At 40.7% G+C, this 15910-nt stretch carries 10 protein-coding genes; 7 read left to right on the forward strand and 3 right to left on the reverse strand.

The window, feature by feature from the left end:
• The first annotated feature begins 218 nt into the window (after window positions 1-218).
• From ACM1ND_RS05860 to mmsB, 5 genes are all read left to right on the forward strand, one after another.
• Window positions 219-4781, forward strand: coding sequence for a hypothetical protein (locus ACM1ND_RS05860; RefSeq protein ID WP_418027244.1), 4563 nt, complete (start codon window positions 219-221; stop codon window positions 4779-4781).
• A 299-nt stretch (window positions 4782-5080) separates the two neighbouring features.
• Window positions 5081-6886, forward strand: a complete 1806-nt coding sequence (locus ACM1ND_RS05865; RefSeq protein ID WP_272640053.1) for a hypothetical protein — start codon at window positions 5081-5083, stop codon at window positions 6884-6886.
• A gap of 499 nt (window positions 6887-7385) precedes the next feature.
• Window positions 7386-8471, forward strand: a complete 1086-nt coding sequence (chvE, locus tag ACM1ND_RS05870) for a multiple monosaccharide ABC transporter substrate-binding protein (RefSeq protein ID WP_061831190.1) — start codon at window positions 7386-7388, stop codon at window positions 8469-8471.
• A gap of 32 nt (window positions 8472-8503) precedes the next feature.
• Window positions 8504-10054: a multiple monosaccharide ABC transporter ATP-binding protein gene (gene mmsA / locus ACM1ND_RS05875; RefSeq protein WP_209941190.1), complete on the forward strand. Its 1551-nt coding sequence runs from the start codon at window positions 8504-8506 to the stop codon at window positions 10052-10054.
• Window positions 10038-11201 (forward strand): multiple monosaccharide ABC transporter permease, encoded by a 1164-nt coding sequence (mmsB, locus tag ACM1ND_RS05880; protein ID WP_023987351.1) that lies wholly within the window; start codon window positions 10038-10040, stop codon window positions 11199-11201. Before mmsA ends, mmsB begins: the two co-directional genes overlap by 17 nt.
• Before the next feature lie 119 nt (window positions 11202-11320).
• Here mmsB and ACM1ND_RS05885 read toward each other — a convergent pair whose 3' ends face one another.
• The gene (locus ACM1ND_RS05885) at window positions 11321-12073 is read right to left on the reverse strand and encodes an MBL fold metallo-hydrolase (RefSeq protein WP_076264424.1); all 753 of its coding nucleotides are present in this window, start codon (window positions 12071-12073) and stop codon (window positions 11321-11323) included.
• A gap of 158 nt (window positions 12074-12231) precedes the next feature.
• Here ACM1ND_RS05885 and ACM1ND_RS05890 point away from each other — a divergent pair, with 158 nt between their 5' ends.
• Window positions 12232-12657: an Lrp/AsnC family transcriptional regulator gene (locus tag ACM1ND_RS05890; RefSeq protein WP_023987353.1), complete on the forward strand. Its 426-nt coding sequence runs from the start codon at window positions 12232-12234 to the stop codon at window positions 12655-12657.
• A 66-nt stretch (window positions 12658-12723) separates the two neighbouring features.
• On the opposite strand, the gene ACM1ND_RS05895 is transcribed toward ACM1ND_RS05890, so the two are convergent.
• Window positions 12724-13200 (reverse strand): GNAT family N-acetyltransferase, encoded by a 477-nt coding sequence (locus ACM1ND_RS05895; RefSeq protein ID WP_418028009.1) that lies wholly within the window; start codon window positions 13198-13200, stop codon window positions 12724-12726.
• Window positions 13201-13332: 132 nt separating this feature from the next.
• Between ACM1ND_RS05895 and ACM1ND_RS05900 the strand changes: the two genes are divergently transcribed.
• Complete coding sequence (locus tag ACM1ND_RS05900; protein WP_069081212.1) at window positions 13333-14247, forward strand: EcsC family protein; 915 nt, start codon at window positions 13333-13335, stop codon at window positions 14245-14247.
• Window positions 14248-14350: 103 nt separating this feature from the next.
• On the opposite strand, the gene ACM1ND_RS05905 is transcribed toward ACM1ND_RS05900, so the two are convergent.
• Window positions 14351-15619 (reverse strand): MFS transporter, encoded by a 1269-nt coding sequence (locus tag ACM1ND_RS05905; protein WP_053324806.1) that lies wholly within the window; start codon window positions 15617-15619, stop codon window positions 14351-14353.
• Window positions 15620-15910 lie beyond the last annotated feature (291 nt).

Raw genomic sequence — 15910 nt, forward strand, 5'->3', positions numbered from 1 at the left:
AATAGAAAAGAGTGCCTCTGGAAATAGTTCCAGAGACTTAATCATTGGGAGTACAAAGTTATAATTAAGAATTGATTTGATTTAGATACAAACAAACGTTCTTTAAAATGTATATCCCAAATGGTAGAATAGGTTCATGGGAATTTTTTGTATTAATTAGATAGTTATATAGAATTTATTTTAAAATATAAATAAATTTAATTTGGAGGTATTAATATATGCCATATCCATCCGGGGGTAGAGCAGACAAACTCGGCAATAGATTTGAATTTAGATGGGCAGTATACCAAATACTTCAGGTAATGGATGAAAAAATTGATTATTTTATTCTAGAAGCTCTCGGTGATGATGAGCAAGGTATTGATATATGGATTGGTAGAAAAGATGGTATTAGAGAAGGACAACAATGTAAAGGAAGAAGCGGGAGTAAGGAATATTGGGAATTTGGGACTGCTAATGCTAAAGGCATTTTTAAAAATTGGAAATTTCATTTAGACAGAGATATTACAAATACGGTATCTCTGGTATCTCCTTTAGTGTTCACGTTGTTAGAGGACACAATAGATGGAGCAATGAAAACTAGTGATATTCCTAAAGATTTTTATGATAATCAAATACTTACTGCTAGCAAAGAGGTTAGAGATTTCTTCAAAAACTTTTGCAAGGTGATGGATCTAAACCCTGAACAAGATAATGATCTTATTAGATGTATTTCCTATTTAAAAAGGATAACTTATCGTCAATTCCCGGACAAAGAACTTAAAGAAATAATTATGTTAAAAATTGGTTTATTATTCATTGGGAATGAAGAAGAAATTTATGATACTTTGGTTTCTTGGATAGTAGAAGGTAGTATTTGGGGAAGTAAGATTAGCCAATTTGTATTATATAAACTATTCAGCGAAAAAGGCATTAAACTCAAACAACTTGCTAATGATTCCCGCCTTGTACCTAGAATAGAAGAATTAAATAGAGAATTCAGTTCTTCATTTATTCCGTTTAACGATGAGTTGATTGATAGGACTGAATTCTTGCTATGTAGAAATGAAATTAAATTAGGAAATTCATTATTGATACACGGAAAAGCTGGAAGAGGAAAAAGCGGTTGTACAGAGGATGTTATTAGTTATTGTCGAGAAAATGCTATACCATATTTAGCAATAAAATTAGATAAACGTACTCCAAGTGGAAATGCAGAAAAATGGGGGAACGATTTAGGGTTGCCCGCATCGATAGTTCATTGTATTCATAGTGTATCTAGAACTGAAAAAGCAGTAATTATTTTGGATCAATTAGATGCACTACGTTGGACTCAAGCACACTCTAAAGATGCTTTATTAGTGTGCGCTCAAGTTATAAATCAAGTTGAGAGATTAAATATTGAAAGAAAAGATAAAATTTCAGTGGTTTTTGTATGTAGAACATATGATCTGGAAAATGATAATAATATTAAATCTTTGTTTAAAACTTCTGGAAAAATTAGCGAAATTATTCAATGGAATAAAATTCAAGTGAATGAATTAGATGATGAAACAGTAAAAATTGTTGTAGGATCGGGATATTCAAACTTAACAGGTAAATTAAAGGAAATACTTCGTATTCCAAGCAATATATATATTTGGGATAAATTAGACAAGGGGAACGCGTATAATGAATGTTCGACTGCAAATCATTTAGTCACTGAATGGTGGAGACAGTTAACAAGGAAATGTTTTGAGTTAGGACTAAGTGAAACAGATATGAATAGGTCAAAGGAAGATTTAATAAACAATTTTGATAAATCCGGACGGATATGTGTTCCCATAAAGATTTTAAACGTCAATAATTCATGCCTTGAATTCTTGTCTTCCAATGGTTTCCTGGTAATACAAGATGATAAGGTTTCATTCGCTCATCAATCTATACTAGATTGTTTTTTAGTTGAAAAGATGTTAATTAAATATTACGAAATTGGAGATATATTAGAGGTTATTGGAAATAAAGAGAAGCAAACTCCTGGAAGAAGATATCAGGTGCAAATGCTCCTTCAAAATTTAATTGAGCTTGATAGCGATGATTTTCTAGATGCAGGTCAGAAAATGTTGGCTTCTAATCAAATTAGATATAGTGTGAAATTTGTCTTTTTCGAAATATTAAATCAGTTGGATATTTTAGATGGAAATATCCAGAGTTACATAGTAGAAAATTGTGAAAACGAATTATATGGTGAGCATATAATAAACAATGTTGTATACTCAAGACCACAATACATCAGACTACTTAGAGATTACGGCTTTTTAGAAAAATGGTTTAGTGCTCCTCAGAAGAAGAATATTGCAATAAATCTTTTTATAAGTTTAGCACCAAATTATGAAACAAAAGATGTTGAATTTATTTTGAAGCATGCATTTCAATCTCAAGAAGATGATGATAAATTTTCTCGATGTTTTTTACATGATATCAACCAAGATAGTGATGAGATGTTTGAATTACGGATGGAATTTTATAAAAAATATCCACAAATGGCTGATACGTATCTTGATATTAAGGCAATGCTTGAAAAATGTGAAATAAGAACAATAAGAGTGTTTGCATTTTTATTGGAGAACAAGCTTGGAAAAAATGGCCAAAGTATCTATAGGTATGCAGAGGAATTTTTGCAAGAAGATTCTGAAGTGTTCATAAAAAATGGACAAGAGGTAATCGATATATTGTTACCATATATTCCAGTTTCAAATGATGAGATCTTATATTATGGTGATTGGTCTGGAAGAAGCGCTCATAGAAGAAATTTAGAAAGGACAAGTATTGAGATTCTTAAGAAAGCTAATGCAGCAATTATTAATGCGAGTCCGAAGGTGTTCCTAGAACGATACAAAGAATATATTGGAACAGGTAAAGTAATCTTTAATGAAATCATATTAGATGCACTATATAAATTTCCGTATTTATACAGTGATTTTATAATTGAATATTTATATAGTAACTTTGATAATAATATTTTTGAAAAAACAAGTGGTAATGGTGATGAATTGCTCTTAGCTAAACAAGTTTTGAAAAAACACTCCGAACATTGCAAACAAGATGTATTTGATATGTTAGAAAAAAAGGTGATTGGTTACGTATCACCACGAGCGACAGATATATATCAACGTAGAATTCAATACAATCAAGAATATAAAGGTTATAAACTTTATTGGAGTTTTTGGGGAGACCTTCAAAAAGAAATACTAGAGGTTCTTCCATACAATCGACTGAGTAACAAAGCGAAAGATTTGATTCGCGTTTTAAACCGTAAATTTAATAATGAAACAACCTTATATAGGTATTCGAATGGACATAGTGGATGGGTAACATCTTCCATAGCAGGTAAAACACTAAGTAATAAAAAATGGCTAGGTATATTAACTAACCAGAAGCTAAATGATAAACGTGGACATCATAATTGGAAAGAAGTTTCAGGAGGTTTTTTGGAAAACTCGATTGAATCATTTTCAAGCAGTTTTAGTGATGCTGTTTCTAAAGAACCTGTAAGAATGATAAAGTTGATGCTTTCACATGACAAAATTATTATGGACATTTATATTGATTCATTATTTAGTGGAGTAGCACATAGCAGTAACTTGGCGAATGTACCTCTAAAATTGCTAGAAGCAATGATACTAAAATATTTATATGATCATACATCATATAGGGCAAGTTACATTTGTACTATTATTGAAAATCGAGAAGAAGTGGACTGGTCACAGGAGATATTAGATATTCTTAAAGATATTGCGATCAAACATAAGAATCCAGAAATTGGCAAACCGAATGTGACCAGTAATGAAGACAATGATATGCGTACTTTCGATATGTTACAAAGTAATGCATTAAATTGTGTAAGAGGAAAAGCAGCTCGCTCAATTGCACATTTGTTATGGAAAGATAATAGTTTTTTTGGAGTGTTTAAAGATGTGCTTGAGAAATTGGTGATGGATCAAAATCCAGCAGTCAGATTGGCAAGTTTATTTGCGTTATGGCCATCATATAATATTGATAGAGAATGGGCATCTAAAAAGATTATAAACTTATTAAAACAAGATTATCGCCTAGCAGGATTTCGTGGAACAAAAGATATGCTCTTTTTATTGTACCCTCAATATCGTCAAAGTGTATTAGAAATTATTAAGCAATGTTATGCTTCTGAGGATAAGGAATTAATTCAGATAGGAGCTTATTGTTTATCAGAAATGTTTATTCTTAAAGAAAATTTCGAGGTTGAAATGGCAGATGTGGATAATATGAGTAAATTACAAGCTGAAAAGGTTCTATACATGGTCATGTTATATTTTAATAATGATCAATATAATCCGTTAGCTAAAAATATTATACGTAGATTTAAAACAAGTACTTTAGATTTAGAAATGTCTATTTCAAGATTGTTTTATGATAATTTGATAAATTTAGATAGAGATAAGGATTTTTTAATAGAGATAATGAACTCTAACTTAAGTCGTAGAATATTGCATGCTTTTGTTCACTATTTGGAGAAGCAATCGAAGTCAATAATAAAATACAAAGATATTATTTTGTCAATGAGTAGGCATCTAATTGACAATCAAGTTGAGAGATATGAAGGTTTATGGGGAGTTCAAGATGAAATCTCCAAGTTAGTCATCGGATTGTATGATGAAACTTCTGGAAGCAAGCTTTCTGAGCTGAAGTATATTGCACAGGAATGTCTAGATATCTGGGATTTGATGTTTGAAAAGCAAATTGGACCAGTTAGAAGGTTGAGCAGAGAGATGATGGAGAGATAGCGAGAAGATTTACATGGGAGTATCACCACCGTTTTTGGGTAAATTAACACTAAGTATATCTCTACCCAAATCCAACACTAAAACGAGGTGATGTCTCCATGATAAATCAAAACGTACCCAATAGATTAGCCAAGGGAAAGTCACCGTATTTGCTGCAACACGCACATCACAAATGCTTCTCTTGGTCAGAAGACACTTTTGACGAAATTAAGAGCTTGACAATAGAATCTTATTAAACTAATAGAATTAAAAACATCTCTGGTTTACAGGTCAACTAAGTTTATAAGGTGGTAAATTATATGCACGAAGCTAATCCAGATGATCCAGCAGTAAGATATGCGATTTATAAAGCATACGGAGAAAAATGTTTTTATCTGGATCGACCTTTAGATAAAAATTTTTATACACTGGATCATATCATTCCAGAAAAATACAAAAAACAACCGGAAGCGTTGGCCCAATACCTAGGAGAATTAGGATACACAGAAACTTTTCATGTTAATAGTTTAGAAAACTTGGTACCAGCTGAGCGTTTATTCAACACTAGAGTTAAAAGAGATGATTTATTACCACCTGTTGTTGCTTGGCCATATCTAAAGAGAGCAGAAAGTAAAATCCCCTATATTCTAAAAGAAATAGATAAATTCAACAAGAAAAAAGATGAAGAAAAGGCTTTATTGGAATTGCTTGCACATGCAAACGAGAATAGTAACCGTGAACAATATGCAAAACAGGTGTTTGATTTAATAACTGAAGAAGATTCGTATTTTGAAGGAGGAAAACAGGTAGTAAGGTATGGGGAAGATGCATTTATATACAAGAACGCTACTCCAAATGTCCATATTTATTCTTTGATGCCAACACTAAAACAAATTGATGGCACTTGTTTAATCACATTCAAAAGTTTAAAAATTCGAGATTGCATGATCACATTTAGTCACAATCAGATTATCAATATACTATTTCAAGGATTGCATACGAATATTTCTTTAGGAATGAGAAGGTTTATAGTTGGAATTCAAAATGAGATGGTATGTCTTCAATTTCCCAATAATCGTTTCTTTATTTCAATTGATGAGGTTCAACAATTATGCAACCTGATTGATGATTTTGTTTTGGATTATATTAATGCCTTACAAAGACTTGAGATTATGCTTGGAATAACAACTTTTGAGAAAGCAAAATATTGGTCAAAAGGGTACCGTTTGATGAAAGTCGATCATGCTTTATGGAATAATCTATTGCGATTTAGTAACGAATTTGATTATCTGAATGGTGACACGGAATGGCATATTTTTAATAGGAATAATATGTTTATACAAGTTCAAATCCAAAAGCAACATCTGAAAAAAAACATAGATCTGCATTTGCGTCTCGTTGCGGAACGGTGTGATGATAAGCTGGTCCCTTTTAATCAAGGCAACAGTAAAGTATGGATTGTATGGGATATTGGACATTTTGAAAATGATCCGGATCTTATACAGCGGAATGGATATTGGGATGCGGTAACTGCTTTTGAATGGCTTGCAGATAAATTTATTCCTTATGTCATTGCACATTATAATTATAAATTTGTAAAGAGGAACAAATGGAGTTTAAAGAAGCCTTCATTCGAAGACTACAAGACTTCGCTAAACAAGGAGTATTTGTTTTATCCAAGTAGCTTGGAGTTGAATAATGATCACATATCTGGGGTTAGTGATCTTATACAAGTGTTAAAAAGTATGCAATCTTATCTTTCAAATTCGAATTCATTTTTTTTAAATAACTCAGAGATAGGGCAAATATATGATTCGATAAGTATTTGTTTAAAAAGGATTCCTTTGAAAGATTATAGTTATGAATACATTTCAAGAGAACTTGGATGCCGTCATTTAAAAGAACGTGAAGACATAATTATGTTCATCGATCAATGTGAACATACAGATAAAAAAATGACTAATCGTTCGCTCCAATTATTGTTTGGATGCATTGTAGAGGGTCTAGAACAGGATTTTGGAAAGTACCTTACTCAACTTGATCTCCAAAAAATAGTAAAAGATATAAAACCCGTAAAAGAAAAAATAGAAATTCAAATGCTATTCGATAGATGGGTGTCAGAATAACTACACGCACATAATCCGGTGAACTGTTTCCTTGATCGAAAAAAGATTTTTGCCAATGTGAAACAGGAGAAATAAACATGTCTTCTTATCTGTTGGATATAGCTACTTATCGATTCACACGTACATGTCATTGGTGAATTGTCAATAAAAGTGTGAACTCTTTAGATAGCCGATTTAATGATTCAACAAATCGAGACTTTGCCAATCGTAAGAAGGCTAAGTCTTTTTTTTCATTTCAAAATATATGACCGCTCTCCCGACAATCTCCATTCTCCTCAAATCCAATCCCGTCTCCTCCCTCCATCACAAAGGTTAAAATTTTATAAAAAAAGTTCAAAACCAGCAAAGACCTTTCCCGGCCTGGAATGATACCATGTGTTTGCACATAAAAAAAGGAGAGGCGCTCATTGCCTCACTTATGTAAGCGCTATCTCGTTTCAACTCTAATCAGCACTTACCTTCAAATGACCCGCATCACATGAGGAAAGGGGAACTTCATATGAAAAAAGGAGCTGTTGTCGTATGGCTTCTGGTTTTGGCCCTGATGCTTTCGGCCTGTAATTTGGCGGAGAGTGGAACGGGTAGCAAGGAAAAAGGCTATGTGGGCATTTCCATGCCGACCAAATCGTCCGAGCGTTGGGTAGGGGACGGGGAGAATATGGTTCGGTTGTTTCAGGAGCAAGGCTATAAAACGGATTTACAGTACGCCGAGGACGTGGTGGAAAACCAAATCTCCCAAATCGAAAATATGATCACCAAGGGTGTCAATGTTATGGTGATCGCTTCGGTCGACGGAAACACGCTGACGGATGTGATTCAGAAGGCACACGACCGAGGCATTCAGGTCATTTCTTACGACCGGCTGATTCGCAACACACCGTATCTGACGTATTATGCGACCTTCGATAACTTTAAGGTGGGCGTGCTACAGGCGGCATATATTGAGAAAAAGCTGGGACTCAAGGAAGGCAAAGGCCCTTTCAATATCGAGCTGTTCGGTGGTTCACCGGATGACAATAACGCCTATTTCTTCTTTAATGGTGCGATGTCTGTACTTAAACCATACATCGATTCCGGCAAACTGGTCGTGCGCAGCAAGCAGATGACGATGGCGCAGATCGCTACACTGCGGTGGGACGGAGCATTGGCCCAGTCGAGAATGGATAACCTGCTGAGTGCGTACTATTCGGGGGCTAATCTGGACGCGGTACTATCCCCTTATGACGGAATCAGTATCGGTATCATTTCATCCCTAAAAGGGGTCGGATATGGATCAGCGAACAAGCCGCTGCCGATCATTACAGGGCAGGATGCGGAGCTGGCTTCCATCAAGTCCATTGTGGCTGGGGAGCAGACGCAAACTGTATTTAAGGATACTCGCAAGCTGGCTGAGCAAACGGTCGTGATGGCCAACAGCATTTTACAGGGCAAACAAGCGGAAGTGAATGACACCGAATCCTATAACAACGGTAAAAAGATCATTCCTGCTTACTTACTTGATCCAATCTCGGTGGATCGGACGAATGTGGAAAAGGATATTGTCGGCAGTCACTATTACACCAAGGAGCAAATCGGACTGAAATAAGAGTAAGAATCCAACCGAAAGGAGCGTATCCCATGACTGGAATCATTTTGGAAATGAAGGGAATTACCAAAACCTTTCCCGGCGTGAAGGCATTGGAAAATGTAAATCTCAAGGTCAAGGAAGGCGAAATCCATTCCCTGTGCGGTGAGAACGGTGCAGGCAAATCGACGCTGATGAAGGTACTAAGCGGTGTATATCCGCATGGAACCTATGAAGGGGATATTGTTTTCCAGGGCAAAACGTGTGAGTTCAAGGATATCAAGCAGAGCGAGGAATTGGGCATTGTCATTATCCATCAGGAGCTGGCACTGATCCCGTATCTCTCGATTGCAGAAAATATTTATCTGGGCAACGAACGCGCCAGTGGCGGCGTGATTGATTGGAAAGAGACTTTTGTAGGGACACGCGAGCTGCTGTCTAAGGTCGGTTTGAGTGAAAATCCCAATACATTAGTTACGAACATCGGGGTCGGGAAGCAACAACTAGTTGAAATTGCGAAAGCGCTCTCTAAAAAGGTGAAGCTGCTTATTCTCGATGAACCGACAGCGGCGTTGAATGAGGATGATAGTGAAAATCTGCTTAATTTGATGCTGGAATTTAAAAAGCAGGGCATTTCCTGCATTCTCATCTCCCACAAGCTGAATGAAGTCGCAAAGGTGTCGGATTCGATTACGATTTTGCGGGATGGGAAGACGATTGAGACACTGGATATGAAAAAGGATGAGGTCACGGAGGATCGGATCATTAGCGGGATGGTTGGACGTGATCTGACCAGCCGTTATCCAGAGCGTCATGCCGAGATTGGCAAAGTCGTTTTGGAAGTGAAGGATTGGACGGTGTATCACGAGCACCATGCAGACCGCAAGGTGCTGGATCAGGTGAATTTGAACATCCGTCGCGGTGAGATTGTTGGTATTGCCGGGCTGATGGGAGCGGGACGGACCGAGCTGGCGATGAGCATTTTTGGCAAGTCGTATGGACGCAACATTTCCGGTCAGCTGATTAAAGACGGCAAGCCGATCCAGAACAACACGGTTACGGACGCGATCAACAACGGCTTTGCCTATGTGACAGAGGATCGCAAGGAGTATGGCCTCATTCTGATGGATGACATCAAGCGTAATATTTCGCTGACTGGCCTGAACAAGCTGACGAAGGGCGCTGTCGTCAATGAGCAGGAGGAAGTCGTTATTGCAGAGGAAATGAAAAAAAGCATGAACATCAAAGCGCCGAGCATTTTACAGAAAACGGGTAATCTGAGTGGCGGCAATCAGCAGAAGGTGGTGCTGAGCAAATGGATTTTTGCCGGGCCGGATATTCTGATTCTGGATGAGCCGACACGCGGCATTGATGTGGGCGCCAAATATGAAATTTATACGATTATTCATCGACTTGCCGCTGAAGGCAAGGGAGTGCTGGTCATTTCGTCCGAGCTACCAGAGGTACTAGGCTTGTGTGACCGGATTTATGTCATGAATGCTGGGCGGATCACTGGAGAGGTTAGCCGTGAGGACGCGTCGCAGGAAACGTTGATGAGATATATGACCAAGTCAGGAGGCGTGAAGCATGGAAACCATAACTAAACTATTTAAAAATAACATCCGCCAATATGGCATGATGATTGCGCTGGTCGTCATTATGATTTTGTTCGAGGTACTGACAGGCGGCCTGCTGTTGAAGCCGATTAATATTACAAATCTGATTCTGCAAAACAGCTATATTCTCGTGCTGGCTATCGGGATGGTGCTGGTCATCATCACTGGACATATTGATCTGTCCGTCGGCTCCATAGCCGCTTTTGTCGGTGCGGTTGCCGCCATAATGATGGTCGACTGGCAGCTTCCAGCATGGATCGCTGTGATTGCATCTTTGCTGGTCGGGGCGTTAATCGGCGCATGGCAAGGGTTCTGGGTCGCTTATGTACGGATTCCGGCATTTATCGTTACATTGGCGGGAATGCTGCTCTTTCGCGGATTGACAATGATCGTGCTGGAAGGCCAATCTATCTCTCCATTTCCAGGGGGATTCCAGAAAATCAGTTCAGGCTTCCTGCCGGATTTTTCATCTACCGGGTATAACCTGGTATCCATCATTGTCGGTATTGCACTCACGGTATGGTTTATCGTGAACGAACTTCGCGAACGCCGTTCTCAGCTTAAATATGGATTCGAGGTTCCGTCACAGACTTTATTTGTACTCAAGTTGATTGTGGTAGCTGCGGTTATCAATCTGTTCACCTTCATGCTCGCGAGCTACGCGGGGATACCTAACATTCTCGTGCTGCTGTTCATACTGATCGTTGTATACTCCTTCGTCATGAACCGCACGATTATGGGCCGTCATGTGTATGCGTTGGGTGGAAATGAAAAGGCAGCGGGTCTGTCCGGTGTCAAAACGAAAAAAGTAACGTTCTGGGTATTCGTCAACATGGGCGTGCTGGCCGCCATTTCCGGTCTGATCTTTGCTGCACGTCTGAATGCGGCTACGCCGAGAGCAGGTACGAACTTTGAGCTGGATGCCATCGCGGCTTGCTTTATCGGCGGTGCTTCGGCATCCGGCGGGATCGGAACCGTTTTTGGAGCCATTATCGGTGGTTTGGTCATGGGTGTACTGAATAACGGAATGTCTCTGATCGGTCTGGGTATTGACTGGCAGCAAGGCATTAAGGGCTTGGTGCTGCTGCTGGCGGTTGCCTTCGATATTTACAACAAAAACAAAAGATCAGCTTAAGCTCAGATTCGATATCGTAAAACAAGACACCTCCAGTCCCACTTAAAATGTGGATGCTGGAGGTGTCTTGTTTGTTAGGCCTGGAATGTAGGAACCATCATCCGAAGCCAGCACACATATTATCCTGAAACCGTCGCTCCATCTGCCGGAATATGGACGCGTCCCTCCAAACCTTCACGGTTGATATGTTCTGTAAGCTCAGAGCGAGTTAGTAGACAATGGTTGATTGCCTCCATGTGGACAGCCACGATTTGTGTATAAGAGGCATGCTGTGCAACAGCTGTTACATCTTGGGCAGTCATAATAATAGGATCACCTACCGTAAACCGTGCTCCTCCAGCGTTCACAATTGTCCACTCAGGACGGTATTTATCCAGTGTTTCCGCGACTTCACTGCACCAGATCGTATCCCCAGCCAAATAGACGACAGGTTCACCTGGAGCCTGAAACACAAAGCCGGATACGGGTCCCATCTGTTCCCCGATTTCTCCGGTGCCGTGATGCCCGGCTGTACGGATAATCTCAATTTCTCCCACAGAACCAGCTACCCAAATCGGAGTAACCTGTGTAAAACCGTCAGCAGCGATCTGTTCTTCATTTCCGGGCTGGCAGAAGACGGGAATTTGTTTGTCCAACCAGCGTACTGCTGCCGGGTCCCAATGATCCGGATGTAAATGTGTGACGATCACAACGTCAGGCTGTCCGAGTGCCTGCCATTGCGGCGGCAAGGGAACCAGCGGATTACGGCGGGCATTTTCCGTATTGGGAACTGGCGGATTTGCGCCAGCATCGCTTAACATCGGATCAATCAGAAATTTTACTCCAGCGTATTCCAACCATAAGGTTGCGTTGCGGATTAGTGTGATTTTCATATATGGAAGCTCCTTTGGTAGTGAATGTTTTTGGACCGAGTATATTTTCGGTGGTTCTTTGTTTCTGTTACAATCATATCTGACGCAAGGAGCTACAGGCTACAGCCTGCTGAAAGGAAAACCAGCATTCTCGTTTCATCATGAAAGGAAAAATAACTATGGAACTATTCGTACCTGATGACACCGATCTGCGCATTCTTCATCATTTAATTGAAGACAGCTCTTTATCGAACAAGGAGATTGGTCAGCTTGTTCATTTGACGGGCCAAGCCGTAGGGGCACGTGTTCGAAAAATGCAGGATGCGGGCATTATCGAGGGTTATACGCTGCGCTGGAACCCTGAAAAAATTGGACAGACGATTCATGCCTTTATTACGGTTTTTTTGAATTCAGGAACGACTCACAGTGCTTTCCAGGCTTTTGCACGGGAGCATCCCTATATTGTCGAAATCCATCGAGTGAGTGGGGAAGGCTGTTATTGGATGCGCTTGCGCATGTCATCACAGGCAGAGTTAAATACCATGCTGGATGAGCTTACGAAGTTTGGTAATTACAAATTGAGTTTTTCCATTGGTGAGATTTAACGATAAAAGCTTTCGGCGTTTGTGCCGAAAGCTTTTTTATGTGGGCGAGGGCTATCGAGGTCAACGTTATAGGCTCATTTTAAAAATATGCTGCAAGCCGTGTTGTCCCATTTTAGTGTTGCCTTCATCGATAAAGCCGCATTTGCGATACAGATTTTGGGCAGGCAGATTACGGGCATTGACGCCCAGTACAATCTCGCGAATATGTGGGAAGTGTCTGGCGATGAACTGTGGTAGTAGAAGCAGCCCTTTTTTAGCGAATCCTTGTCCCTGATCAGCGTAATGAATAGAGAACGCGCGCAGCAGTAGTGCCTCAGAAATATTCGTATAGTCCGCTAATTCTTCCCCATCGTATAAAATGAAAAATCCAACGGGTGTTCTAGTAGCCGTAATCACGACAGGATGGCGGTGCGGATCTTCCTTGGCCAGTGTCAACATTTCATCCGGCATTCCAGTAAACTGCTTCTGCTCCTCAGGTAAGTAGAAGGTATGTAAAATGGCATCATGCCCACAATGGTAAGGGACAAGCTCTACATTATTCATCATTACACTCCGATCTGTACGGATTTTAACTTTCTATATCATCTAGTTTGCTAAAAAAAGAAACCTGAACTCGCCTTGCTTACGTATTACCCATACATAAACTAGCATAGTCAAAAGGAGACGTCTACGGTTATGAAGCAGCTTGCAGAATATCGGGAAAGCCAGGACGTATTGCGTCATGAGCTGAAGAATATTGAAAAATGGGAAAAGGAACAGAAGGACATTTTTTTCTGGGAAAAAATCGGCAGATGGCCATTTATGCTGCTGGATCGGCTGACGCCCAAAATCATTAAAGACAAGCTAGAGCAACTGCTTAATGAGATGGGCAGTTTCATTCAGAACGGCGGCAAATATTTGGTGAAGGAAGAAACGGTTCTGAACAGGCTGAAAAAGACGGCCCATGAACATGTAATTCAGCAAAATGGCACAGATTCCGTGTCGGATACGCAGGACCTGCCTCGTGCCGGGGAAAACGCTGATTCGGAACATAGTGCCGAACCTAGGTGGGAGTTGAAGCAGGCGGCTGAGCTCCCGCTAACAATCATGGATCGGACTGCTGACGAGATGACGGCGGGTCGCATTACCTTTGCCACCGCTCAGGGAGCAACAACGGGGATTGGGGGTGTATTTACGATTGCGGCGGATATTCCTCTTTTGCTCGGCTTGTCACTCAAAGTGCTTCAGGAAATAGCCTTGTGTTATGGCTTTAATCCCCATGATAAGCAGGAACGCATTTTTATTATTAAATGTATGCAATTTGCTTCATCTGATATTGTGGGTAAAAAGGCTGTATTAGAGGAGTTGGCTTTGTTCGATGATCCTTCACGTCAGGCACAGGTTTTTTCCCAGATGCAGGGATGGAGAGAGGTCATTAACACCTATCGTGATCAGTTTGGATGGAAAAAGCTGCTTCAAATGGTCCCGATTGCGGGCATTTTGTTCGGCTCCATCGCGAATCGAAGCGCTATTAGTGACGTAGCAGAAGCAGGGAAAATGTTGTATCGGAAGCGTCGTATTTTGATGCGTTTGGCAGAAGTAGAGAACTGATTGCAACACTTAGGCGTAAAAGGGGATATTTTTTTCGTGAGGAAACACGTGAGTTGGCTATAAAGTTGTGCAGCGGCCAAGATGGCCGCCACACGTTTGCCTGTTACACTTCGGCTCCATTTTCTTCCGCCCAGCGGTTCAGGGTTTTATCTGTAGGAAGCAGGAAGGTTAAGATGCCGAGCAGTGGCAAAAAGCCACACAAGAACATGATGTGGGTGATGCCTACTTTGTCGATCCAGTTGCCGAGCACGAGTGCGCCCACACCGCCAAGGCCAAAAGCGAGGCCCGTAATGAGACCAGACACGGTCCCGATTTTGCCAGGCACGAGCATCTGTGCATATACGACTGTGACCGAAAAGCTAGACAGCATAATAAACCCGATAATCGCCAGCAGGATTGCCGTCCAGAATTGGTTGGCATAAGGCAGCAGCAACGCGAGTGGTGCAGCTAATACCATGGACAGAAAAATCATATTGCGTTTACCAAAACGGTCCGCCAGTGGACCGCCAAAGAAGGTGCCCAGCGCTCCAGCCCCGAGGAACAGGAAAATATAGAGCTGTGCATCAGCCAATGGCATTTTAAATACTTCCATCAGGTAAAACGAATAGTAGCTTCCGACCGAGGTTGAGTACCACGAACGGACGAATACCAGTAGAATGAGGACAATCATGGCAAACATAACGCGGTTACGCACTTCGGGCTTCATGCGGCGTGCCACCGCTTTTTTGCGTGCAATGCCTTCTGTACGCAGGACGTTACCGTACCAGCGGGCGATGAACGATTGCACCACAATTCCTGCTGCCGCAATACCTGTGAACCAGATCGCACCGAATTGTCCTAACGGGATAAAAATCCAGCTCGTGAGCATCGGCGCCAGCGATTGGCCCGCATTGCCGCCAACTTGAAAAATGGATTGTGCCAATCCCCGACGCGGCCCGGCCGCCATATGGGATACGCGCGAGCCTTCAGGGTGAAAGGCAGCCGAGCCCAGACCCACAAAGATGACTGCGATCAGCACCGCTTTATAATCGGCAGCATAGGCGAGCAGCAGCATGCCAGTCAGCGTAAAGCCCATGCCGATGGGAAGGATAGCGGGCGTAGGCCGTTTGTCTGAAAACAAGCCAATCACGGGCTGCATGATTGAAGCTGTAAAATTGATCGCGAATGAAATCCAGCCGATCTGCGTGTAGCTCAGGCTCATAGATTCCTTTAAGATCGGAAAGATCGCTGGAATGACCGATTGAATCGAGTCATTGAACAGATGGACGAAACTGATCGCAATCAGAATCGCAAAAACGGTGCTTTTCGCTTGCGGCCCCGGGAGGGGAAGCGATTGGCCCGTTTCATTTTTTGCAGCAGATTTACTAGTCATGGCAACCTCCGAATATGTATGTATATTTTAAGATATAGGAAGCGATCCGTTTGCAGCAAATGGCTGAAAGTGGGATAAAGTCCCCCTTTACTCATCGCTGCTTGCCCATTCTGCTGGATACTCTTTATTACTCGATTTAGTTGGTTTCTAAAATGGTACATCGAAATTCAAACGTTTATCATCCTCAAAACCGATATATATGTGAGTATTTTGCATAAGTCCCAAGAGCGCTTTTCAAATCAGCAAAATAGAGATCGAAGTGATCCAGTTCGTCTATATATTATATTTTTG

The organism is Paenibacillus sp. JJ1722, assembly GCF_048282685.1.
Lineage (GTDB): Bacteria > Bacillota > Bacilli > Paenibacillales > Paenibacillaceae > Paenibacillus > Paenibacillus polymyxa_B.

Excerpts from the sequence above, each read along its gene's own strand:
- ACM1ND_RS05860 (WP_418027244.1), top strand. The coding sequence starts at position 219 with ATGCCATATCCATCCGGGGGTAGAGCAGACAAACTCGGCAATAGATTT.
- ACM1ND_RS05865 (WP_272640053.1), top strand. The coding sequence starts at position 5,081 with ATGCACGAAGCTAATCCAGATGATCCAGCAGTAAGATATGCGATTTAT.
- chvE (WP_061831190.1), top strand. The coding sequence starts at position 7,386 with ATGAAAAAAGGAGCTGTTGTCGTATGGCTTCTGGTTTTGGCCCTGATG.
- mmsA (WP_209941190.1), top strand. The coding sequence starts at position 8,504 with ATGACTGGAATCATTTTGGAAATGAAGGGAATTACCAAAACCTTTCCC.
- mmsB (WP_023987351.1), top strand. The coding sequence starts at position 10,038 with ATGGAAACCATAACTAAACTATTTAAAAATAACATCCGCCAATATGGC.
- ACM1ND_RS05885 (WP_076264424.1), bottom strand. The coding sequence starts at position 12,073 with ATGAAAATCACACTAATCCGCAACGCAACCTTATGGTTGGAATACGCT.
- ACM1ND_RS05890 (WP_023987353.1), top strand. The coding sequence starts at position 12,232 with ATGGAACTATTCGTACCTGATGACACCGATCTGCGCATTCTTCATCAT.
- ACM1ND_RS05895 (WP_418028009.1), bottom strand. The coding sequence starts at position 13,200 with ATGAATAATGTAGAGCTTGTCCCTTACCATTGTGGGCATGATGCCATT.
- ACM1ND_RS05900 (WP_069081212.1), top strand. The coding sequence starts at position 13,333 with ATGAAGCAGCTTGCAGAATATCGGGAAAGCCAGGACGTATTGCGTCAT.
- ACM1ND_RS05905 (WP_053324806.1), bottom strand. The coding sequence starts at position 15,619 with ATGACTAGTAAATCTGCTGCAAAAAATGAAACGGGCCAATCGCTTCCC.